This window comes from Nostoc sp. 'Peltigera membranacea cyanobiont' 232 (assembly GCF_002245985.1).
In the GTDB taxonomy this organism is placed as follows: Bacteria; Cyanobacteriota; Cyanobacteriia; order Cyanobacteriales; family Nostocaceae; genus Nostoc.
On the sequence record NZ_NOLK01000033.1, the window covers coordinates 1 to 24,194 of the forward strand.

The 24,194-nt window shown below is 41.1% G+C and carries 10 protein-coding genes and 1 pseudogene; 10 read left to right on the top strand and 1 reads right to left on the bottom strand.

From position 1 onward, the window contains the following. Positions 1–128: 128 nt before the first annotated feature. Positions 129–488: pseudogene (locus tag CDG79_RS13720) on the bottom strand (IS4 family transposase); the annotation flags it as partial. Positions 489–894: 406 nt separating this feature from the next. Here CDG79_RS13720 and CDG79_RS44830 point away from each other — a divergent pair. The 10 genes from CDG79_RS44830 (at position 895) to CDG79_RS13765 (ending at position 24,177) form a co-directional block, all read left to right on the top strand. After that, positions 895–960, top strand: a complete 66-nt coding sequence (locus CDG79_RS44830; protein WP_262985799.1) for a transposase family protein — start codon at positions 895–897, stop codon at positions 958–960. After that, positions 950–1,420, top strand: coding sequence for a transposase family protein (locus tag CDG79_RS43725; RefSeq protein WP_223278135.1), 471 nt, complete (start codon positions 950–952; stop codon positions 1,418–1,420). The genes CDG79_RS44830 and CDG79_RS43725 overlap by 11 nt, the downstream gene beginning before the upstream one ends. Before the next feature lie 170 nt (positions 1,421–1,590). Continuing rightward, positions 1,591–3,063: an IS66 family transposase gene (gene tnpC, locus CDG79_RS13730; protein WP_094342608.1), complete on the top strand. Its 1,473-nt coding sequence runs from the start codon at positions 1,591–1,593 to the stop codon at positions 3,061–3,063. 324 nt (positions 3,064–3,387) lie between these two features. Next, a complete protein-coding gene (locus tag CDG79_RS13735; RefSeq protein ID WP_094342609.1) occupies positions 3,388–4,317 on the top strand; it encodes a transposase family protein in 930 nt (309 codons plus the stop codon). 130 nt (positions 4,318–4,447) lie between these two features. Beyond that, positions 4,448–4,945, top strand: coding sequence for a helix-turn-helix domain-containing protein (locus CDG79_RS13740; RefSeq protein WP_094342610.1), 498 nt, complete (start codon positions 4,448–4,450; stop codon positions 4,943–4,945). A gap of 19 nt (positions 4,946–4,964) precedes the next feature. After that, positions 4,965–5,651 carry a transposase gene (locus tag CDG79_RS13745; RefSeq protein WP_223278136.1) on the top strand — a complete coding sequence of 229 codons (687 nt, stop codon included), beginning with the start codon at positions 4,965–4,967 and terminating at the stop codon, positions 5,649–5,651. A gap of 396 nt (positions 5,652–6,047) precedes the next feature. Next, positions 6,048–6,278 carry an MbtH family protein gene (locus CDG79_RS13750; RefSeq protein ID WP_094342611.1) on the top strand — a complete coding sequence of 77 codons (231 nt, stop codon included), beginning with the start codon at positions 6,048–6,050 and terminating at the stop codon, positions 6,276–6,278. 357 nt (positions 6,279–6,635) lie between these two features. Beyond that, positions 6,636–10,532 carry an AMP-binding protein gene (locus tag CDG79_RS45160; RefSeq protein WP_189524989.1) on the top strand — a complete coding sequence of 1,299 codons (3,897 nt, stop codon included), beginning with the start codon at positions 6,636–6,638 and terminating at the stop codon, positions 10,530–10,532. 2 nt (positions 10,533–10,534) lie between these two features. Further along, positions 10,535–22,909 carry a hybrid non-ribosomal peptide synthetase/type I polyketide synthase gene (locus CDG79_RS13760; RefSeq protein ID WP_094342613.1) on the top strand — a complete coding sequence of 4,125 codons (12,375 nt, stop codon included), beginning with the start codon at positions 10,535–10,537 and terminating at the stop codon, positions 22,907–22,909. Positions 22,910–23,121: 212 nt separating this feature from the next. Then, positions 23,122–24,177, top strand: coding sequence for a TauD/TfdA family dioxygenase (locus CDG79_RS13765; RefSeq protein WP_094342614.1), 1,056 nt, complete (start codon positions 23,122–23,124; stop codon positions 24,175–24,177). Positions 24,178–24,194 lie beyond the last annotated feature (17 nt).

Consider the following 24,194-nt stretch of genomic DNA (forward strand, 5'->3'; position numbering starts at 1 on the left):
ACAGATATATTTGATAAATCCCAATATTTCCGACATAGCAGCGTCTGCATTCTTCACAGCCTTCAAGGAGTTTCAAAAATCTCAGCAAATCAGAGCATTTTTCTCTCACCAGAGACATAAAAGAGCGCTAATACCCATAACAATTTACTTGTGAGAGTAATAATTGTTGAATCTATTGGACAAATTGCATATTTATCGTGTAACTTTTTTTGAACTTTCTTCTGTACTAATTCATTTAATTTTTGGTAAATGTCTTGAAAAGGTTTTTGGCTTCGATGTAAGTTTGCTTTAGAGAAAGTAGAAATATCTACCTCAAATCCTGTGTTGTTTAATCTGTTAAACAAATCTCGCATACTTGTTAAGCTGTTATCCATAGCATAAGATAGCCAGCATTCAAAGAACAGACGACTGTTCAATACTGGATAATCGTTTTTTGGCAGTCCTCTCAAGATATCTTTGACAATCTTGGGAAATGAATTTATAATCACTATCAAATAGATATACTTTAATCTTCCGCCCAAAATTTAACATATTTTGGGCTGTTCTTATCGGATTTTTCTTAACATTCAACACTTTTGAAATCTGATAACTATTTTTTATAGAATGAGTATTAGACATCTCCAAAATAGTAACATTCTGTGGTAAAAGAACATCATAGAGCTTTTTTGACACAGAAATATGAGCGATATACTGAACCACATTGAAGATAATCCTAAACAAACACAGCGTTTAATTGGTCTGGAGTATGAACAGTTACAACAGCTAATCGAAAATGCGGAACGATTACATCACTAAAAACAAGCGACCTTAGAATCAAAAAAAGTTAGAATTATTGCTGGTGGTGGAGGTCGAAAATCAAAACTATCTGTTGCCAAACAAATAATTTTAACCTTGGTGTATCTCAGATACATGACGACATTTCAACTTCTTGGTATCCAGTTTGGAGTGAGTGAATCGTGAATCGACAGCAAATAATATATTTAATTATTGGTTACCAATACTGAGAGAATTACTACCATCCAGTTTAATTGAACAAGTAAAAAAAAACGAATCTGACTTGATGGTAGTTAAAGAAATACTCACAGAATATGAATTAATTGTAGACAGCTATGAACAAGTCAGGGAAAGACCCGGAGATAATGAGGAACAAGAAAAATATTTTTCTGGTAAGAAAAGTAATCATACATTTAAAAGCCAAATAATTATCATGCCAGATGGTAGAGATATCGTTGATGTTGTGGCAGGAGAACCAGGGCCAAAAAGCGATATAACTTTGTTCCGAGAAAATCGTGATAACTTTGACCCAAAACAAAGTTTTCAGGGAGATTTGGGTTATATAGGAGAAGATTTAATTGATACTCCGATTAAGAAACCAAGAAATAAAGAGTTAACAACTAAACAGAAAAAATCAAACAAATAGTTTTCATCCAAACGAGTATTTGTTGAACATCGAATCCGTTCGGTAAAAATTTTTCGAGTTGTTCAAGATAGATTTAGGTTGAATCCTAAGAAGTATGAACAAATTATATTGTAAGGATTCAGGTGGCAGAGTATTGACAAGGGGGACACTTGAGGGGGAGTATCACAAATATGAACCAAAACCTGCCTCAAGATTTAGACCGAGAAAGCTTGAACCAGTTATCAAAAGAAGAACTGGTAGAGATAATTATTGAGCAGGGCAAGGCAATATGTGAGTTACAGGAAACAATCTTAAAACTACACCTTGAAGTAGAACGTTTAAAAGTCAGCCGAAATTTGGATAGTTCTACCTCATCGAAACCACCATCTGGGGACATCCTCAAAAAAAGTGAAAACAAAAAAGCACACTTGGAGGAAGAACCGAACCAGCCCAAAAGAAAACCAGGTGGGCAACCAGGACATACTGGAAAAACCCGTAAGGGCTTTGGTAGAGTAGATCGTTATGAAATCTTACGACCGACTGAGTGTGCGTGTTGTGGTCAAAAAGCATTTGCGACCTTGGCAGTAAAAATAGAAAAGCAGTCTGTAGCGCAATTAGTGGAACGTCCCATTGAAATAGTGGAGTATCAACGTCAGACGTGCGTGTGTGAATGCTGTGGAAATGTACAAACAGCCTCATGGTCGCCAGATATCGTTCCAGGGCAAGATTTAGGAGTTAGATTACAGGCGTTCTTAGGATGGGTAAACAATTATGCACACATGCCCTATGAAAAACAGCAAGAAATGTTGTGGGAACTGGGGCAAGTTGAAATTGGGCTAGGAACAATAGTAGCAACCAATGAACGAATAACTCAAGCAATTGAACCGAGCATTATTGAGTTAAGTAGTTGGGTAAAACAGACACAACCCAATGTTCATGTGGATGAAACGCCTTGGTCAGTTAAAGGGATAAAAGAATGGTTGTGGGTAGTTGCCAATTCTGATTTCTGCCTGTTTACTGCTGCTGACACTCGTTCACGATCCGAATTATCAGCCATTTTAGGGACTGAATATACAGGGGTACTTAGCAGTGATGATTTTAGCGTTTACAATGGCTATCCAGCTTTTGCCCAGCAGAAATGTTTGGCTCATCTACGCCGACACTTCAAAAAACTAATTATTCTTCCAGGTCTTCACAACCAAGCTATCGGTGAAACGTTTGTTAATTTAATTGATGAAGCTTTTAGCAATTATGCTCGATGGTTTGAAACTCTTGATTCAAGTAGTTATGACGATTGGGTCAATCAATTCAAAGCTAAGTTGCACTCCTCACTCAATCAGTGGATTGACAAAGCAGGAGCAACAGCAGGTCAGCTTTTACGTTCTTTGCGCGATAAAGCAAGCCAATGGTGGTATTTCCTTGACCATCCTGAAGTTCCTCCTGATAATAATCAGGCTGAACGATCGCTGCGTTTGGCTGTGACAAAACGTAAAGTTAGTGGTGGTTCCCGTTCAATGGAGCGGTTTCAACATACTGCTAATTTGTTGACCGTGGTACAGACTTGTCGCCGTCAAGCTAGGTCTGTGATTGATTTTTTTGCACAGGCTTTAATTGCTAATTCTAGTAACTCCCTGTCTCGCCCTTCTTTACTTCCTCAATATTAGACCTGAATCCTTACATTATATTGACTATTTGTGGACTAGTAAGATTACGAATTGTATCGCTAATATTACCAGTCGAAATATATCCTATGCCGTCAGGCTAAAATTAATGCATATAACTACATATTTTTGCCTTGTTATTATCAGCAAGTATCTCAAATCCCTATTTTATCGTATTGATTAGCTAGTTTTTGATGTTTGCATCGGCATCTTATAAGCTATCTACAGCAAAGCTTTGATAGTTTTCGGAGATGTCTATTAGACATCTCCAAAATAGTAATATTTGATGGTAAAAGAATATTACATGATGTTTTTGGGTGCTAAAACATGAGTTCTATACTGAGCCATATTGAAAAAAATCCTCAAGATGCACAGCGCTTGATTGGTCTTGGGTATCCTGAGCTACAACAGTTAATTCAAAATGCAGAGCAATTACACGATGAAAAACAGGTCTTGCTAGAATCAAAAAAAATAAGAATTATTACAGGTGGAGGTGGTAGGAAACCAAAATTACCAATACCGGAACAAATAATTTTAACTTTGGTTTACCTCAGACATCTGACTACATTTCAACTTCTTGGTATCCAATTTGATGTAAGTGAATCGACAGCAAATAATATATTCAACTATTGGCTACCAATACTTCGAGAATTACTACCATCTAGTTTAATAGAACAAGTAAAAAAAAATGAATCTGATTATGAAATACTTAAAGAAGTACTCACGGATTATGAATTAATTATAGATAGCTATGAACAAGTCAGGGAAAGACCAGGGGACAACAAAGAACAAGAAAAATATTTTTCTGGCAAGGCACATAAACATACATTTAAAACCCAGATAATTATTTTACCAGACGCCAGAGATATTGTTGATGTTGTTGCAGGTGAACCTGGACCAAAAAGCGATATAACAATGTTTAGAGAAAATCGTGATAGCTTTGATCCAAAACAAAGTTTTAAGGGAGATTTAGGTTATCTAGGAGAAGATTTAATTGATACTCCAATTAAAACACCAAGAAATGGGGAATTAACAACTGGCCAGAAAAAAGAAAACAAGGAGTTTTCATCAAAACGAGTATTTGTTGAACATCGAATTCGCTCAGTAAAAATTTTCCGAGTTGTTCAAGACCGATTTAGGCTAAAACCTAAAAAGTATGAGCAAGTAATTTTGACAATTTGTGGATTAGTAAGATTGCGAATAGGAGCGTTGATATTACCAACAAAAATAGACCTAGTAGCATTCGCCTTAAGTTAATGCATATAACTACATATTTTTGCCTTATTACTATCAGTAAATATCTCAAAGCCTTATTTTTTCGTATTGACTAGTACACTGCGGCGTAAATTGAGTTAGGGTATGAATGACGAGATTAATTTGACGACTCATGCCCTGCCAACCGCTGACAATCACCCTGAGTGATACTGACCAGCAAGCCCTGGAAAAGTTAGTGAATCGACCCAGTACGCCGCAGCAAATCGCACAACGCGCCCGGATTGTGCTAAAAGCCGCGTTGGGGCAAAACAATGCCGAAATTGCTCGAACGCTCGATATAAGTATCAAAATGGCGCGGCACTGGCGACACTATTGGGTTGAGACCACCGAGCAATCCAAGACAGTGATGGAGCGATTGCGCGATCGCCACCGTCCTGGTTCGCCGTTAAAATTTACCCTGGAACAGCAAGTTGAATGTATGGCGATGGCGTGCCGTGACCCGATGGAATACGGTCGTCCCATCAGTCATTGGAGTTCTCATGAACTGGCGGATGAGTTGATAAAGCTTGGTATTGTGGAGCAAATATCCCCCCGCCAAGTCGGACGATGGTTAGCTGAAGCAGAACTCAAACCGCACCAGTCTCGTTACTGGCTTTTTCCCCCCGTATGATCCAGAGTTTGAAGTCAAGGTGGAAGACATCAGCCAACACTATCTGAGTGCCCCAATCCGAGCGATCGCGGGAGAACGCACGATCAGCATTGATGAAATGACTGGCATTCAAGCCCTAGAACGCGCCCTTAAGAGTTTACCAATGCGACCAGGCAAAGTCGAATGTCGAGAGTTTGAATATATTCGGCATGGAACACAGACTTTGATTGCTAACTTTGATGTTGTTACAGGTCAACTTGTAGCTCCTACAATTGACAGTCAGCGGACGGAAGCCGATTTCTTGGGGCATTGCCAGCGCTTAATTGCCTCTGATCCGACTGCCAGCAAGTGGCATTTGATTATGGACTGTTTGAATATCCATCAATCAGAATCCTTGGTACGATGGATTGCCGACATTGAAGGCATCCCCTTTGACAACTTAGGTGTTAAGGGTAAGTCTGGGATACTCCAATCGATGAGTACCCGCGCCCAGTTTCTAGCCAATCCCGCCCATAAGGTTGTTTTCCATTTTACCCCAAAGCACTGTTCCTGGCTCAATCAGGTTGAAATCTGGTTTAGCATCCTCACACGCAAACTCTTGCGTAGAGGCAGTTTTTCCTCTCAGGCAGATCTCAAACAGCAGATATTGAATTTTGTTGACTACTTTAACCAAAAGTTAGCTCATCCTTTCCAATGGACTTTTAAGGGGAAGCTTTTGGCGGTATAAGCCTATCTAAACTTACGCCTCAGTGTACTAGCTAGTTTGAAATGCTTGCACTTGCGTCTTATAAGCTAGCCGCAGTAAAGCTTTGATAGTTATTGGAGATGTCTATTGTATAATACTTGCTTCTCTGCATTCATTTATTGGTGATATCTCCTGTATCCCTAGTGTTTCGCCCTTTTGGGAAAACTTTTTGGTTTACTGAATAGAAAATTATTTTTATTTTTACAGAGCATAAAACCAGCAAATATATAGCTAAAAAGGTGGTAGTATTTTATGGAATCAATATTTGTGGATTTGTAGCTTTATAAAGATTGTAAAACTGTTACCTTAACAGAGAGCCTGTAAAGATTGGTCTCAAAGCCTTGTAAATAGCTGCTTGTAAGTTTTAGGAAGGGTCTAATGAACGCTCAAGAAGATAACACTATTTATTTAGTTGTAGTCAATCACGAAGAACAATATTCTATTTGGCCAAAATGGAAAAAAGAGATTCCAGCAGGGTGGAACTTTGTTGGGAAAGAAGGGTTTAAAGAAGAATGTTTGACTTACATCAAAGATGTATGGAAAGATATGCGACCTCTTAGCTTACGTCGAACTATGATGGAACATGCGGAAAAACCATTCAATAATTAAAAATTAGGGATCTACCGCTCCCTTTATCCCACTTTCAGCCCCTGGTCTGTCTTATTGGTATGTAGCAACGGATTTGAAAGTTTGAACCCCACCATAATCGTTGAAAGGTAAGCACGAATATACTAATTAGACAGTCAGGGCTTTCAGCACTTCATAAATTGGCTATAGATAGTTTTAACTTGACAATGTCCAGCAATTCTCATTTTGGAAGTTTTGCGCGGGCTATTAGAAATATTTCTCAATAGATTTCTCTAAAAACCCTATTCTCTTGTTCAAGTTTTTTCAACTGAGATGGATTTCAGTCCAAAATGAGAATTGCTGGACAATGTCAACATTAAAGTTACCAAGGGACTATTTGTGTTATCTGATATATTACTACAAAGGGTTCAAATCCATCCTGATCAAAAAGCCTATATCTTCCTCCAAGATGGAGAAACTGAATCAGAGAGTCTTACCTACGGAGAATTAGATAGACAAGCAAGAACGATCGCAGACCATCTCCAATCTTGGCAAGGAGAAAGGGCTTTATTGTTATATCCAGAAGGATTAGAGTTTATTACAGCTTTCTTTGGCTGTTTGTATGCTGGGATAGTGGCGGTTCCAGTTTATCCTCCCAGACGCAATCAAAAGTTATCTCGGTTACTTTCTATAGTTAATGATGCCCAAGCTAAGGTAGCACTGACAACCACATCAATACTGACTAATATCGATGAAAGGTGGGAAGAAGAACCAGAGTTAGCCCGGTTAAAGTTGGTAGCTACGGACACCATTGAAGCTAATCCTCAAGAGTTTGTACTTAAATCAGTCACACCGGAGAGTTTGGCATTTTTGCAATATACTTCCGGTTCTACAGGAACACCCAAAGGGGTGATGGTGACTCATGGAAATATCATCCACAACCAACAGTTGATTCAACAGGCTTTTGGTCATAGTGAGCAGAGTGTCGTTGCAGGTTGGTTGCCTTTGTTCCATGATATGGGGCTGATTGGTAATGTTTTGCAGCCAATGTATCTGGGAATTCCCTGTATTCTTATGCCCCCAGTAGCGTTTCTCCAGAAGCCGATCCGTTGGTTGCAGGTGATTTCTAAATATAGGGCAACTACCAGTGGGGGACCAAATTTTGCTTATGATTTATGTGTCAAAAAAGTTCAACCAGAACAATTAGGTGAGCTTGACTTGAGCAGTTGGGATTTGGCGTTCAGTGGAGCAGAACCAGTACGAGCAGAAACTCTGGAGCAATTTAGTAAAAAATTTGCTCAGTGTGGTTTTAACTACAACGCCTTTTATCCTTGCTATGGCATGGCGGAGAGTACGCTGTTTACTACGGGTGGGGATAAGAATCAAAAGCCAGTGATTCAGGGAGTTAAAACTGGGGAGTTAGAACAAAATTTGGTAGTAGAGAGTGAGATTTCATCGGCAGAAAGTCGAATGTTTGTGGGATGTGGTCGTCCTTACGCAGACACGGCAGTTACTATTGTTAATCCTGAGTCGTTAACTCGCTGTGAAAAAAAGCAAGTAGGAGAGATTTGGCTGTCTGGTGGTAGTGTTTCTTCTGGGTATTGGAATCGCCCCCAGGAGACAAAAGAAACTTTTCAAGCATATCTGGCAGATACAAAGGAGGGTCCATTTATTCGTACAGGAGACTTGGGATTTTTACTCGATGGGGAGTTGTTCGTTACAGGGCGACTCAAGGATGTGATTATCATCCGAGGGCAAAACCATTATCCTCAAGATATCGAACTGACAGTTCAAGAGAGTCATCCAGCACTACGACCTAATTGTGGGGCAGCTTTCTCTGTGGAAGTAGAAGGGGAAGAAAGGCTAGTAGTAGTGCAAGAAGTAGAACGGAGTTACCTGCGCCAAATCAACGGAGATGAGGTAGTTGAAGCTATCCGTAAAGCCGTCTCACAGGATCATCAGCTACAAATTTATGGAATTGTCCTGCTCAAAACTGCCAGTATTCCCAAAACTTCCAGTGGTAAGATTCAACGTTATGCTTGTCGTCAGTTCTTCTTAGAAGGTGGTTTCCAGACAGTAGCAACCTGGATAGCTGACAACGTTTCTTCCTCTTCCCAGTTATCAGTTAATATTCCGTCGATATTAGAGCAGAACTCTTCTCAAAATCAACAAAACGTCACTAGCAATACGGTGAATACGGATCAAGCCGCATCAGTTGAAATTAGCCAAATACGAGCTGATACACTGATTAACTGGCTGCGGGAATATAACAATGACCGCATTAACTCACGCTTGATTGACGAACATCGTTGTATTCCACCATACATTGTCTTGGATTTTGGCAATCAGGGCATCATGGGAATGCAAGTTTCCGAAGCCTATGGAGGATTGGGGCTGAGAAACATTGATTTAGTCAGGGTCATGAGTCAGCTTGCTGTTATCGATCTTTCTCTTGCCACCTTTGTGAGTATTAATAATGCTCTGGGAATTCGACCGATCGCAAAATATGCCACCCAAACAGTCAAGGATGAACTGTTGCCTATTCTAGCTAAAGGTCGTCAGTTAGCTTCGTTTGCAGTAACAGAACCGGGTGCAGGTTCTGCTGTCAGAAGCATTTCTGCCCAGGCGATACCAGATGGTAAAGGTGGTTGGCACTTGCATGGGACTAAAATCTGGAGTGGTTCTTCTTCTTGGGCAGGAGCAATTAATACCTTTGTACAGGAGTATGATGCTGAGAATCAACCCCTAGGCATGATTGGCTTTGTGGTGCGTCAGGGAACATCAGGCTTGCGTCCTGGTCCTGAAGCTATAACTATGGGGATGCGGGGTATGGTGCAAAATACTATGTATTTCAATGGCGTACCTGTAACTCCAAAAGATTTATTAGGTGAACCTGGAAAGGGCATGATAGCAGCTCAAGATACTATGATGTTTGCCCGACTGGGTATTGCTGCTATGAGTATTGGTGCCATGAAACGTTGCGCTCAACTGATCCAACGCTACGCTAGTCGTCGTGAGATAACTACGGGTATTCTTTTAGATAATCCCTTCACCTTTGCCTGTTTAAGTAATCTCACTGCGGCTACTACAGCAGCAGAAACCTTTGTCAATACAGTCGCTAATTTCCTGGATGCAGGCAAATTGGTGCCAGAAGAAGCCTTTATTGTCTGTAAAACCTCTGCTCCAGAATTTCTTTGGCAAGCAGCAGATTGGACGTTGCAACTTTTAGGTGGTCGTGGATATGTAGAAACTAACACGGTACCGCAAATTTTTCGAGATGCCAGACTATTTCGGATTTTTGAAGAGCCAACAGAAACTCTCAATATGCATTTAGGTTGCAGTATTATGCATGAGAGCGAATCCCTTTTTACATTTCTAGTTGAGGGTTTGCAAGCATCTGCAATAGCAAACCGCTTACGAGATGTTGCCGATCAAATCAAGGGTCGCTGTTTAGGCGTTAATGCTCCATTCTCAAAGCGTTCGTCAGCAATACGTTGGGCACAAATACTTACTGGTGAGATAGCTACCTATGGATTTCTCCTAGCTGCGGTAGAATACCAATCGGCTAATTTTTCCTCACCAGAGTTGCATCGTGCGGCTGAATGGACTAGGTTACAGTTTGAGCAAATCATTAAAAAAGCTTTGGTTGTTAGTCCAGCAGAGTCAGTCCTACTCAATGCAGAGACACTGACAGAGGTGATTTCTAATTATACTCAAACTATTGGGGATCTCGAACAGACTCTTGCAGGGGAAGACCACGAAATCAATGAACTGCTGTGCAAGTCACCTGTAGATGCTCACAAAGGAACTAAGCCCCTCGAGCTAGATACACAGGATTTGGACAGTACCAAAGTCGTTGTAGATACACGGGATCTGGACAATACCAAAATTGATTTGTTGCCACAAACTACTTACCCAGAATCAGAATTGCCAACCAGTGAGTCGATTAAACAGTGGATAGTTGAGTGGTTAGCAAAAGAATTAAAACTCACATCTCAAGCCATCGATCCTAGTAAATCTTTTGCTGAATACGGTTTGGATTCAGTTGTAGCAGTGGAGTTAGCTCAAGATTTAGGAGACTGGTTAGGAGAAAAATTAGATGCAACTATTGCTTGGAACTTCCCGACGATTGAATGTCTGGCAATTCACCTTGCTAGTAAATCACAACCCGATTTGTCGCCACTGCTAGATCAAAAAACATCAGAATCAGAGATGAAGAACCTTTCTGAAGATGATATCGAATCCTCAATTGCTGAGGGACTGCAAAAACTAGAAACTTTATTGATGGGTAAATAAACATGAACGACAAAAAAGTTGAGCCAACTTACTCATCACAGCGCCTGCTTCTATCCCTAAATGAAGCAATTAAAAAACTAGAAGCAGTTGAACGCGATAAATCTGAACCGATCGCTATTATTGGAATGGGATGCCGTTTTCCTGGCAAAGTGAATCACCCTCAAGCTTACTGGAATCTCCTAGATAATGGGATCAATGCGATTACTGAAGTTCCCTTAGATCGCTGGAATAACAATGCATACTATGATTCTAATCCAGAAGCTCCGGGGAAAATGTACACTCGATATGGCGCTTTTTTAGAGGACATAGACCAATTTGATCCTCAGTTTTTTGGTGTTTCCCCTAGAGAAGCAGAAGCTATTGACCCTCAGCAAAGACTATTATTAGAAGTAACTTGGGAAGCTCTAGAACATAGTGGGCAGGCTCCAGAAAAACTCAGGGGTAGCCAGACAGGAGTATTTCTTGGCTTCTTTATGGAAGACTACTCACGCTTATCAGTTAATGGCGATTACTTGAGCATTGATGCCTACAATAGTTTAGGAAGTCTGCGACCCTTAGCCGCAGGACGTTTAGCATATATGTTTGATTTGCAAGGGCCGGCTTTCCAAGTCGATACTGCTTGCTCCTCTTCTCTATTAGCTATGCATCTTGCTTGTCAAAGCTTACGCGCTAAAGAGTCCAATCTTGCCTTAGCTGGTGGAGTCAACCTGATTCTCACTCCAGACATAACAATCGGTCTTTGTAAACTCAAAGCCCTATCTCCAGACGGCCATTGCAAAACTTTTGATGCTACTGCTAATGGCTATTCGCGGGGAGAAGGATGTGGCATGGTGATACTAAAGCGTTTGTCTGATGCTTTGGCTGACAAAGATAATATTCTCGCTGTAATTAGAGGTTCGGCGGTTAATCATGATGGACGTAGTAATGGCATTACTGCTCCCAATGGTACTGCTCAAGAGGCAGTAATTCGTCAGGCACTCAAAAATGCCAAGGTCGAGCAAAAGGATATTCAATATGTAGAAACTCACGGAACAGGAACACCTTTAGGAGATCCTATTGAGGTTTTGGCTCTGAGCAAAGTATTAAGTACAGGACGAACTCAGGACACTCCTCTGCACATTGGTTCAGTCAAGACTAACTTTGGCCATTTAGAAGGAGCCGCCGGAGTCGCATCTTTAATGAAAGTGGTTTTGGCTTTGCAACATCAGAAAATTCCACCCCATCTTCACTTTCAAACTCCCAATCCTTATATCCCTTGGGAGGAAATTCCTGTTAAAGTCCCGACGATCGCCATTCCCTGGCCAGAAAAAGAGGGAAGTAGATTAGCCGGAGTAAGTTCCTTTGGGATGAGTGGAACCAATGTTCATCTGATTCTCGAACAAGCACCGCAACTTCAAACAGCGACACCCACAACTGAGCGTCCCTGGCACATTCTCAACCTCTCAGCTCAAACTCCAGAAGCTTTGCAATCTTTAGCTAACAGCTATGAAAGCTTTTTAGAGGCTCATCCAGAAATTTCCCTTGCTGATCTCTGCTTCACTGCTAATACTGGGCGCTCCCACTTTAACCATCGTTTAGCGATTATTACATCTGATAAACAAGAATTAGCTGATAAATTAGCAAAATTTAGGGCTGGAGAAGAAGCTAATCATGTATTTTCTGGAAAAATATCTAGTAATAGTAAATCACCTAAAATTGCCTTCCTGTTTACCGGACAAGGTTCTCAGTATGTCAACATGGGAAGACAACTTTATCAAACCCAACCCGTTTTCCGTCGAGCCTTAGAACGCTGTGAGCAAATTCTCGAATCTTATTTAAAAAAATCTATTTTAGAGGTTATTTATCCTGAAAATAACCAAAATTTAAATAGTTCTCTTATTGACCAAACTGCTTATACTCAACCTGCCTTATTTGCCATTGAATATGCTCTTTTTCAGTTATGGCAAAGTTGGGGAATAAAACCAGATGTGGTTATGGGTCATAGTGTAGGAGAATATGTCGCAGCAACAATAGCAGGAGTATTTAGTTTAGAAGATGGCTTGAAGTTGATTGCTACTCGCGGCAAATTAATGCACCAGTTGCCTAGTGGTGGGATAATGTTATCCCTAATGGCTCCTGTGGAGGAGGTGAAAGCAGCGATCGCAGGCAAGCCAGATGTTTTTATTGCTGCTTTCAATGGGCCTCAAAACACAGTGATTTCTGGTGTAGAAAAGGTTGTTCAAGATGTTGCCGCTCAGATGGAAGCGAAAGGGTTCAAGAGTAAAGAACTAGAAGTCTCTCATGCCTTCCACTCACCTTTGATGCAACCAATGGTGGCAGAGTTTAAACAAGTAGCCGAGCAGGTGAACTACTCTCAGCCTCGAATTAAGTTGATTTCCAATGTTACGGGGCAGATGGTTACAGAGGAAGTGCTAACCCCTGAGTATTGGTGTCGTCATATCCTCTCCCCTGTTAACTTTGCAGCCGGAATGCAAACTTTGCACAAACAGGGGTGTGAGGTATTCTTGGAATGCGGCTCAAAGCCAGTTTTGCTGGGAATGGGAAGGTGGTGTATACCGGAGAATGTAGAGATATGGTTGCCTTCGTTGAGACTTGGACAGGATGATTGGCAGCAGATGCTCACCAGTCTGAGTCAACTACACGTCAGAGGGGTGAAAGTCGATTGGAAAGGCTTTGACTTAGACTATCCTCAACGACGCAAAGTAATTTTACCTACTTATCCATTTCAAAGAAAAAGCTATTGGTGTAACAAAAAAGAGTCTAGAACCATGACCGAAGATGGATTATCATCTACTTTGTCTGCAAAATCTGGGGTTCAGCCCGAACAGCAGTCCGAGCAGAACACTCTTCAACTGCGAGAGAAAATTTTAGCAAAATTGCGATCGCTCATCGGCAGTATCCTACACCTTGCCCCAGAGGAAGTAGAAATTGATAAACCTTTGCTGGAAATGGGGGCAGATTCTATTGTCTTTTTAGAAGCAGCACAAAACTTAAAGCAAAGTTTTGGGGTTGACTTAACTATTCGTCAGCTATTTGAAGACCTAAACACCTTAGATGCCCTTGCCAATTATATTGCCAGTCATCTGCCTGATGGGTTTGAGTTAGAAGAACCATCACTAGATAAGCCAAACACTGCTGCCGATCCAAATGACTCACCTATTGAACCAGAATCTTTTAGCCATGCTTCAACTTCCAACATAGATCGTGAGTCAAGAGAATTAAGCTTTACAGAAAACATCAATCAACAGTTGAATCTTTTAAATTCTTCCGGCTCCAGTCAAGTTGGCACAACGGGTTTAGAACTAATTATGAGCCAGCAGCTGCAAACTATGGCTCAAGTTTCTGAGAAACTAATTGCTCAGATGTCTCAGCTAATGACAGAGCAACTTTCAGTTTTAAGAAATCAGGGTATAGCAACTGATGCCCAACCAGCGACTCAAACCCCTCAAACCAGAACAACAGTCTCTTCATCTCCTGAGCTTGTTAAAAGCAACCCGATTATTCAAGAACAAGCTTCTCAAATCAACCCGACTCAATCCAAAGAATTTTTCGGGAAGCAACGCGATCTCAAATCGGCTTCGGTAAAGCGCCAGCAACGCCCCTCAGAGGGGAAAGCCAGTTTAGAGGTGGATAAATTTATCCAGTTTAGTCTGTATTATTTTGGCAACTACGAGGCAAAATTTTCCAAAGATAAGTATACCCTTTTGTTTGAAGGCGCGAAATTTGCAGATCGGAATAACTTCACGGCTATCTGGTTCCCAGAGCGACACTTTCATGCTTTTGGGGGATTTTCGCCCAATCCATCTCTGCTGGCGGCAGCTTTAGCTCGAGAAACCAATACGGTTCAGCTACGAGCTGGGAGTGTTGTTCTCCCTATCCACCATCCGATTCGCGTCGCCGAAGACTGGGCTGTAATTGATAATATTTCTGAGGGACGAGTGGGGGTTGCTTTTGCCTCTGGTTGGCATCCCAATGACTTTATTTTTGCTCCAGATGCCTATAATCGCCGCCGTGAAATCATGTTTGAGAGCATTCAAACAGTCCAAAAACTCTGGCGAGGGGAGCCGATTGAGTTTATTAACGGAGTCGGCAATCCCATGCAGATCAAAACCTTTCCGATGCCCCTACAAAAAGCCCTGCCAACTTGGGTGACAATCGTTAATAATCCAGAAACTTACATTAAAGCAGGCGAAATTGGTGCTGGAGTTTTAACCAATCTCATGGGTCAAACCATTGAAGAACTTGTTCGCAATATTGGACTTTATCGGGAAGCTCTGGCTCAACACGGCCACGACCCAAGCACTGGTCAAGTAACAGTTTTACTACATACTTTTGTTGGTAATGACTTGCAGGAAGTTCGAGAACTTGCTCGTCAACCTTTTTATAACTACCTCTCTTCATCCCTGGGATTATTCCAATCATTGGTCAAGAGTCAGGGCTTATCAGTGGCAAACTTTGAGCAGCTTTCTGAGGATAACAAAAACTATATCTTGTCTGCTGCATACGATCGCTATGTTAAAACTAGTGCGCTAATTGGCACACCTGAGTCTTGTGCTCAAATTGTAGAAAAACTACTTGCCATTGGTGTCGATGAGATTGCTTGCCTGATTGATTTTGGGGTAAAGCCAGAAAATGTTTTAGCAAATTTGCCTTACTTGAATGCACTAAGGGAAAATTTTCAAACCCCTCAAACTTTTACAGAGGTAACGCCAGATCCAGATTGGTTGTATACCCTTGAATGGCAAAATCAACCAAGTTCTATTGCTGGGGATAAAGTAGACTTAACCAAAGAAACTGGGCGCTGGTTAATTTTTGCAGATGAACAGGGTATTGGAAATTCCCTAGCCGATGGACTCAGTGCGCGAGGTCAAACCTGTTCGCTGATTTATCCCTCAAGTAACCACATTGCATCAGATATTCATAATACTCACATAATTGACCCAACAGACTCTAATGCTTTTAGTCAGCTTTTAGAAAATTATACATCAAGCAATCAATTGCCAATTCAAGGGATTGTCCACCTTTGGAGCCTAAACACTCCTGCGATCGAGAACTTAACTGTTGATGTTCTTGAGGATGTTCAACAACTGATTTGCGGTAGTGCCCTTTCCCTGGTGCAAGCTGCTATCAGCAAAATTGATTCTAAGGGTATTCCTCCTAAATTCTGGTTTGTTACCCAGCAAGCTGTTATGCCCACTAACATCGTCCCCACTGGATTTGCCCAAGCTTCTTTATGGGGATTTGCTCGCACCGTGGCTATGGAATATCCTAATAATTGGGGTGCTTTGATTGATTTAGATACCCATCACTCTGTTGCAGAGCGAGCCAGAGCATTATTGATGGAACTAACCACTTCTCAAGGTGAAGATCAGATTGCGCTACATCAGGGAGAACGCTATGTTGCTCGTTTAGTTCGCTATTCAATTGCTGATGAAGTCAATCGCGCCTCAGATTCTGGTAACGGCTTTATTGGTCGTTCGAGCAATTTTTTGCAACCATCTGGGACGTCAACACCTAGCAAGGAATTGGTAGGAACTAGTTTAATTACCGGAGGATTTGGGGTACTCGGCATTAAGTTTGCTCAATGGCTAGTTACTCAAGGAGTTAAGCATCTGATTCTTTGTGGACGTCGAGCCCCTTCACCAGAGGTTCAGCAAACCATAGCCGAATTAGAAAAGGCAGGGATAAAGATTAAGGTGGCGCAGGTAGATATTACTAATGCTACTGAGGTATCTGAGTTATTGGCTCAAATTAAAAACCAACTGCAAGAAAGCTGGCCGCCCCTTCGCAATATTTTCCATCTGGCAGGGGTTATTGATGATAAAGGTTTGGCTAAGCAAACTTGGCAGCAGTTTAAGACTGTCTTAACTCCTAAGGTTTCGGGGACCTGGAATCTACATATCTTGACCCAAGACTTACCTCTTGATCGCTTTGTAGTCTTTTCCTCGATCGTAGCTTTATTGGGCTCCTTTGGTCAAAGCAACTATGCGGCTGCCAACGCTTTTATGGATGCTTTAATACACTATCGTCGATCGCAAGGACTTCCAGGATTAAGCCTAAATTGGGGAGGCTGGAGTGAAGCTAAGGTGGCTAGTCACTTTGATTCTCATACTCAGCAGCTTTGGAAAGACTATCTCAATCAGCGTTGGCAAGAGGCTGGTATTGAGTTAATTGCTCCTGACCAAGGCTTTCAGGTTTTGCAACAATTGCTCAGGAGCGCAATCGCTCAGGTTGCTATTATACCTATTGATTGGTCGCGGTTTTGTCAAACTCCTGGCATTAATCAACAGCCACTCTTGTCAAATTTTATTAAGCGGTTAACCTCTTTAGATAGCACGCCCATTAAAATTCCTCTCAGTGAAGCGCAAAAGCAACTCTGGCTTTTAGCTCAAGTTTCAGAATCGGGGTCAATAGCTTACCATACGAGCGCCTACCTGGAGTTGCGGGGTCAGCTAGAGCTAGAGATGCTGAAGCAGGCTGTTGAGCAAGTTGTTAACCGCCATGAAGCCCTGCGAATTACAATCGATTCCCAAGGAGAATGGCAGAAAATTTTGCCCAGTATGACCCTTGAGGTACCTTTGATTGACTACTCTTCTGACTTGGCAAAGGCAGAAAATGTCCAGCAAACACAACTAAATATGTGGCTGAGGCAAAGAAATTCCCAACCTTTCGATCTCACAACCGGCCCTTTACTGCGGATTGAGGTGCTTAAGCTCGCACCCCGACGCCATATTTTTGTAATCATTGGACACCATATTGTGGTAGATGGGTGGTCTGCGGAAAATATTTTGCAGGAAATTGGACTGTTCTATTCTGCCCTGTGCAATGGTTCAGTAACTTATCTTGAATCACCTCTACAATTTCGAGAGTTTTTAACCTGGCAAAACAAGCATTGTCAAACGGAAGCGATGACAGCGCACAAGTCTTTTTGGCTAGCACAGTTTGCAACAAAACCACCTGTGCTGGAGTTACCGACAGATCGAATTTGTCCTCCTGTCAAAACCTATAGAGCTAGTCGTCAACAATTAGAACTCGACCCAAGCTTCTGTCAACAGTTGCGATCGTTCAGCCAGGGACAAAAATGTACTTTGTTCATGACTCTGTTAACGGGTTATCTCATCTTGCTCCATCGCCTTACCGGACAAAATGAGATTATTGTTGGGATTCCCACTAGTGGGCGATCGCTCCCTGGAAGTCAAACAATGGTTGGTTATGCCTCCCATTTATTGCCGATTCAAAGTTGTCTAGGAAAAGATCCCATAACCGTCCAAGACTTTTTGGCTGGTAATCGCACCAAGTTGCTGGATGCTTACGAGCATCAGGACTATCCCTTTGCTGAACTTTTAAATCAACTCGATCTCGGAACCGATCGCAGTCGTCCCGATTTAGTGTCTGTAACCTTTAACCTCGAACCACCGATTCCCACTGCGCCAATGGGCAATTTAGATATAAAGCTGCTCCCAAGGCCTTTGGATTTCAATCATTACGATCTTGACTTCAACCTCATTGACCTCAAGACACATTTGGTGTTGGAAGCTGGTTACAATAAAGACTTATTTGAGGACACCACAATCCAGAGGTGGCTGGGGCATTTCTGTACTGTATTGAAGGCTTTTGTTCATAACCCCCAGCAAGATGTAGCAAATTTACCCTTGTTAACTGAGCAAGAGCGTTATCAAATGCTGGTAGAGTGGAACAACACGGCAGTGAAATATCCTCAGCACCAGTGCATCCATCAGCTATTTGAAGCCCAGGTAGAACGAACTCCCGATGCCATAGCGGTAGTTTTTGAAGATGAGAAACTTAGCTATCAGGAGTTAAATGCCCGTGCCAATCAGTTAGCTCACTATCTCCAAAGCTTAGGCGTGGGGCCTGAGGTACTGGTGGGTATTTGCGTGAAACGTTCCATTGAGATGATGGTAGGACTGTTGGGGATACTTAAGGCAGGTGGCGCTTATGTCCCCCTTGACCACAATTATCCTCAAGAGCGGTTGAGTTATATGTTGGCTGATTCGGGTGTTGAAGTGTTATTGACCCAACAGTCATTGCTCGAATCTTTGCCACAAAACCCAGCAAGGGTAGTTTGTTTAGATCGAGACTGGGGGGCAATAGAGCAATACAGTCATGAGAATCTAGATGTTGGGGTATCTCCAGATAATTTGGCTTATGGGATCTACACTTCTGGTTCTACCGGACAACCCAAGGGAGTATTAGTTACACACCAGAATTTAGTAAATCATAGTAGTGCGATTGCATCTGAATACAATCTGAGTTCATGGGATAAAGTGCTGCAATTTGCCGCTTTGAGTTTTGATGTTGCAATTGAAGAAATCTTCCCTTCTTGGTTAAGTGGTGCGACAGTGGTGTTACGTTCTCAGGAGCTATTTGCTTCTTTTGCAGACTTGGTTGAATTTATCAAGACACAAAGCTTGACTGTATTAAACTTACCAGCAGCATTTTGGCATGAGTGGGTTTTGGATTTATCCCAATTCCAGGAAAATTTACTAAGCTTTTTGCGTTTGTTGATTGTCGGTAGCGAACAAGTCCAATGGTCAAGAGTTGCTATGTGGCAAAAATACGTTGGTAGCCACATCAAACTATACAATGCTTATGGCCCAACGGAAGCAACGATTACAGCAACAATTTACCAAATAGATTTGAGCAACCAAGAAGAAAAAACTGGTATTGTACCTATTGGTCGTCCCATAGCTAATACCCAAGTTTACATTCTAGACAGCAATTTGCAACCAGTGACCGTTGGTATTACGGGAGAACTCTATATCGGAGGTGATAGTTTAGCCAGAGGCTACCTAAACCATCCAGAACTAACCGAAGAAAAATTTATCCCAAATCCCTTCTCTGATTCCAAATCACAACGGCTTTACAAAACAGGCGACCTTGCTCGCTACAGTAGTGATGGTAATGTCAAATTTGTTGGTCGCATTGACCATCAAGTGAAGATTCGGGGATTCCGCATCGAACTAGAGGAAATTGAAACAATCCTCAATACCCACTCTCAAATCCAACAAGCTGTAGTCATTGCGACAGAAGATATTCCTGGGAATAAACGCTTAGTTGCCTATGTAGTTACGATAGATCGATTGCTAACCAGCAACCAACTAAGTGAATTCCTCAGGTCAAAGCTACCAAAATACATGATACCTAGTGCTTTTGTAACTTTAGAGACTTTACCTGTAACAGCCAATGGCAAAATAGACCGTAAAGCACTACCAGCACCAGATGGGGAAATCATCCGAATTCAGGAATACGTAGCACCAAGCACAGCCATAGAACAAACCTTAACTAACATCTGGCAAAAACTGCTTCTAAAAGAAAAAGTTAGTATCCACGACAACTTCTTTGAAATCGGTGGTGATTCCATCCTCAGCATTCAAGTAGTTTCCCATGCCAAAAACTTAGGAGTGGAAATCACTGTTAACCAAATATTTCAAAATCAGACCATCGCCGAACTAGCACGAGTTGCCAATACAACAGTTAGTGTAACTGCTCAACAAGGTCTAGTGACAGGAGTGGCACCTTTAACACCAATTCAACACTGGTTCTTGGCACAAAATACACAAGAAATACACCATCACAATCAATCAGTTTTATTACATGTACCTAGGGATATAAAACCTCAATTGCTCAGAAAAGCTGTAGAAAAATTACTAGAGCATCACGATGCTCTACGGTTAAGATTCACATCAAAATCTGAGTACAAACAAATAAACCACGGCTTAGATGATACCGTACCATTTGACCTAGTAGATATATCATCAATTCCCAGACTTGAACAACCACAAGCCTTATCAAAAATCGCCACAGAATTTCAAGCTAGTTTAAACCTGTCAACAGGACCGATAATGCAAGTGGTGATGTTTGACTTGGGTAGTGAAGGTGACGCCCGTTTATTAATTATCATTCATCACCTAGCAGTAGATGGGGTGAGTTGGAGAATTTTATTGTCAGATATAGAGACAATCTATCAACAACTGATCGCCGAACAACCGATACAACTAAATGCTAAAACAACAGCATTTATTGATTGGTCAAAAAAATTAAACAATTACGCACAATTAGAAATAATCAAACAAGAGTTAGACTATTGGCTCAATCAACCTTGGTCTAAAACAACACCACTACACTTAGATTATGCTTGTAACAACCAAGAAAATACAGTTGGTAGTGCTGCTTCTGTGTCAGTGAAATTGAATGTAGAAGAAACCCGCGCGCTGCTGGGGTCAGTAAACGAAGCTTACAACACACACATTAACGATATACTGCTAAGTGCATTAGTAATTTCATTGGCAGAGTGGACGGGAAATTCAACGGTAGTAATTGACTTAGAGGGACATGGCAGAGAAGAACTATTTGAAGATGTAGACTTATCGAGGACGGTAGGTTGGTTTACCAGTTTGTTTCCAGTATTATTGCAACTACCGACCTTAGAGCGACCAGCAGAAGTTATCAAGTCAATTAAAGAACAATTACGAGGAATTCCCAATCGGGGCATTGGCTACGGCATATTGCGTTACTTGTGTGAAGATACTACCGTTAATCAACCACTACAGACAATTCCCACTCCAGAAATTTGTTTTAACTACTTAGGACAATTCGACCAAATCCAATCTCAAATGGGTTGGAAATTTACCTCTGAATCCACTGGAGCTAACTATAGTTTGAAGCAAATTCGCAGCCATATATTGGATATTAATGCTCTAGTTGTAGAAGGGGAATTACAAATTAATTGGACTTACAGTAGTAATGTTCATACTCGTGCCACAGTGGAAAATTTGGCACACAGCTATATTCAAGCAATCAGGTCAATAATAGAAAATTGTCACTCAGAAGATGCTTTTGGATATACACCTAGTGATTTCCCTTTAGCACAGTTGAATCAAAAAGAACTCGATGAGTTATTAGCTGCGTTAAAAACTAAAAAAATTGAATCAATTTATCCACTTTCTCCCATGCAACAAGGGATGCTATTCCACAGTCTTTATGCTCCTGAAAGTGGGGTGTATTTTGATCGGACAACCTTTAATATTAAGGGTAATATTAATTCTGCTGCTTTTGAATCAGCTTGGGAAAAAGTTTTAGATAGACATTCAGTTTTACGTACATTCTTTGTTTGGGAAAATTGCCAAGCTCCATTACAAATAGTAGTGAAACAGGTTAATTTACCTTGGAATAATGTTGATTGGCAAGAATTGTCTCCAACAGAGCAACAACAGCAATTAAAAGAGTTGTTGCAAACACAAATGGAGCAAAGTTTTCAATTCAACCAAGCACCATTGATGGAGTGTACGTTAATTCAACTAAGTGAAGATATTTACACTTTCATCTGGAATCATCACCACATCCTTATCGATGGATGGTGTTTGTCGATTATCTTTAAAGAAGTTTTAAGTTTCTACGAAGCGTCACTTAGAGGTGAAACTTTGTGTTTGCCAACACCACGGCCCTACCAAGATTATATTGCTTGGTTGCATTTTCAAGACAAGGAAGCTGCAATTGAGTTTTGGCAACAAAATTTGCAAGGTTTTAAGGCTCCTACTTCCTTAGTAGTAGATAAGCCTAAGTATCAAAAACAACAACAGCCATCGGATTATAAGAAACTTAAATTACGTTTGTCTGCTCACGTGAGTCACCAGTTACAATCTGTAGCTCAACAACATCATGTGACTTTAGCAACTATAGTAAAAGCTGCTTGGGGATTACTATTAAGTCGTTATAGTGGTGAAAAAGATGTAGTGTTTGGGGTGACGGTTTCTGGTCGTTCTATCAGTTTGTCGGGAGTGGAAAATATGGTAGGATTGTTGATCAATACCTTACCATTACGTCTGCAAATATTTCCCCAGCAGCAACTAATACCTTGGCTCCAACAAATACAACAGTTAATTTTGGAATTACAGCATTACTCTTATACACCCCTTGTTGAGATTCAAGCCAGGAGCGAGATACCTGTAGGAATACCTTTGTTTGAGAGTCTTGTGGGGTTTGAGAATTATCCAATTGATAGTTCTTTGTTCGATGAGGGTGGTTTGCTACAGCCAAGCAATATAGAGAGTTTTGGGCAAAATAATTATCCACTGACTGTAGTTGCAGTGCCTGGGGATGAATTGTTAATCGAGATTCGTTACGATACTCTTCGTTTTGAAGAAGATAAGATTGGGTGGATGTTAGGGCATTTGCAGACTATTTTATCGGCAATTGTGGAAAATCCCCTACAAACTGTAGGAGAAATACCTTTACTCAAAGAATCAGATAAACAAGAACTGTCCAAAAAATCTCTGAAAAAGTTAAAACAAATCAAGCGCAATTTAATTAAGATAGAAGCTGATCAGCATAACTACTCCAATTCAGCAAATCCATAGACATCTAGAGATATCCGCCATATCATCAGGTTGAAATTAACGCATATAACTATATATTTTTACCTAATTATCAACAGTAAATATCTCAAAGCCTTATTTTATCGTACAGAGTCACTAAGTTAAGATAATTGCATTTACGGGCTACATACTAATCACAGAAAGGCTTTGATTGTTTTCGGATATGTCTCATGTAGAAAAACTCAACTCGAACAATGAAAGAACAAAATTCACAACTAAAAGCATCCGGGTTGCCTCAATTAAAAAATTCCAAGCGTCGGGCTGTGGGTTTATCTTCAGAGAAATTAGTTGAAACCGACTTTATTTCCCCCCAACACGCAATGCCTCTTGTTGTTCAACCCGTAATTGATGGACTAGATATTGCCCAATGGGCTAAGAGTAACCGAGACTTTATAGAAGCCAAGCTGCTGCACTATGGAGCCATCCTGTTCCGTAATTTCAAAGTCAATTCTGCGGTTGATTTTGAAGGTTTTGCTGAGGCGGCTTGTCCAACATTATTTGGTGAGTATGGCGATTTGCCTCGGGAAGGAGTTTCCGGTAAAGTTTACGGTTCTACTCCCTACCCTCAAAACCAAGCTATCTTATTTCATAATGAAAGTTCGCATATGCACTGTTGGCCGCAGAAAATCTTGTTCTTCTGCGTAAAACCAGCCCAAGAAGGAGGAGAAACACCAATTGTTGACTGTAGAGAAGTATTTAAACTGCTTGACTCAAAACTGCGAGAAAGATTCGAGCAAAAGCAGTTAATGTATGTCCGCAACTACGTAGGTTTAGACGTAAGCTGGCAAGACTTTTTTAATACTAGTAACAAAGTTATGGTGGAACACTATTGTCGTCAGGCGAGAATCGACTGCGAATGGTTCTCAGATAATGGTCTGAGAACGCGCCAGGTTCGACCAGCAGTTGTTCGGCATCCGAAGACTGGTGAGCAACTATTTTTTAACCAGCTGCAGTTGCACCATGTCTCAAGCCTGGAAGCAGCAGTTCGCGAATCCTTATTGTCAATGCTTAAAGAAGAGAATCTGCCGCGTAATGTCTATTACGGTGATGGCTCTCCGATTGAAGATTCAGTAATGGCGGAAATTAGCTCAATTTATCAAGAAGCTAAAGTATGTTTCCCTTGGCAGCAAGGAGACATATTAATGCTTGACAATATGCTGAATGCGCATGGACGTAATCCTTATGTTGGTTCGCGCAAAATTGTAGTGGCAATGGGGGAAATGATTAGTAGCGAAAACATTTTTTCATAACACAGGTTTTTTCATAG

Bases quoted from the DNA above. Each gene is read 5' to 3' on its own strand.
- tnpC (WP_094342608.1), top strand. From the start codon at position 1,591: ATGAACCAAAACCTGCCTCAAGATTTAGACCGAGAAAGCTTGAACCAG.
- CDG79_RS13735 (WP_094342609.1), top strand. From the start codon at position 3,388: ATGAGTTCTATACTGAGCCATATTGAAAAAAATCCTCAAGATGCACAG.
- CDG79_RS13740 (WP_094342610.1), top strand. From the start codon at position 4,448: ATGCCCTGCCAACCGCTGACAATCACCCTGAGTGATACTGACCAGCAA.
- CDG79_RS13750 (WP_094342611.1), top strand. From the start codon at position 6,048: ATGAACGCTCAAGAAGATAACACTATTTATTTAGTTGTAGTCAATCAC.
- CDG79_RS13760 (WP_094342613.1), top strand. From the start codon at position 10,535: ATGAACGACAAAAAAGTTGAGCCAACTTACTCATCACAGCGCCTGCTT.
- CDG79_RS13765 (WP_094342614.1), top strand. From the start codon at position 23,122: ATGAAAGAACAAAATTCACAACTAAAAGCATCCGGGTTGCCTCAATTA.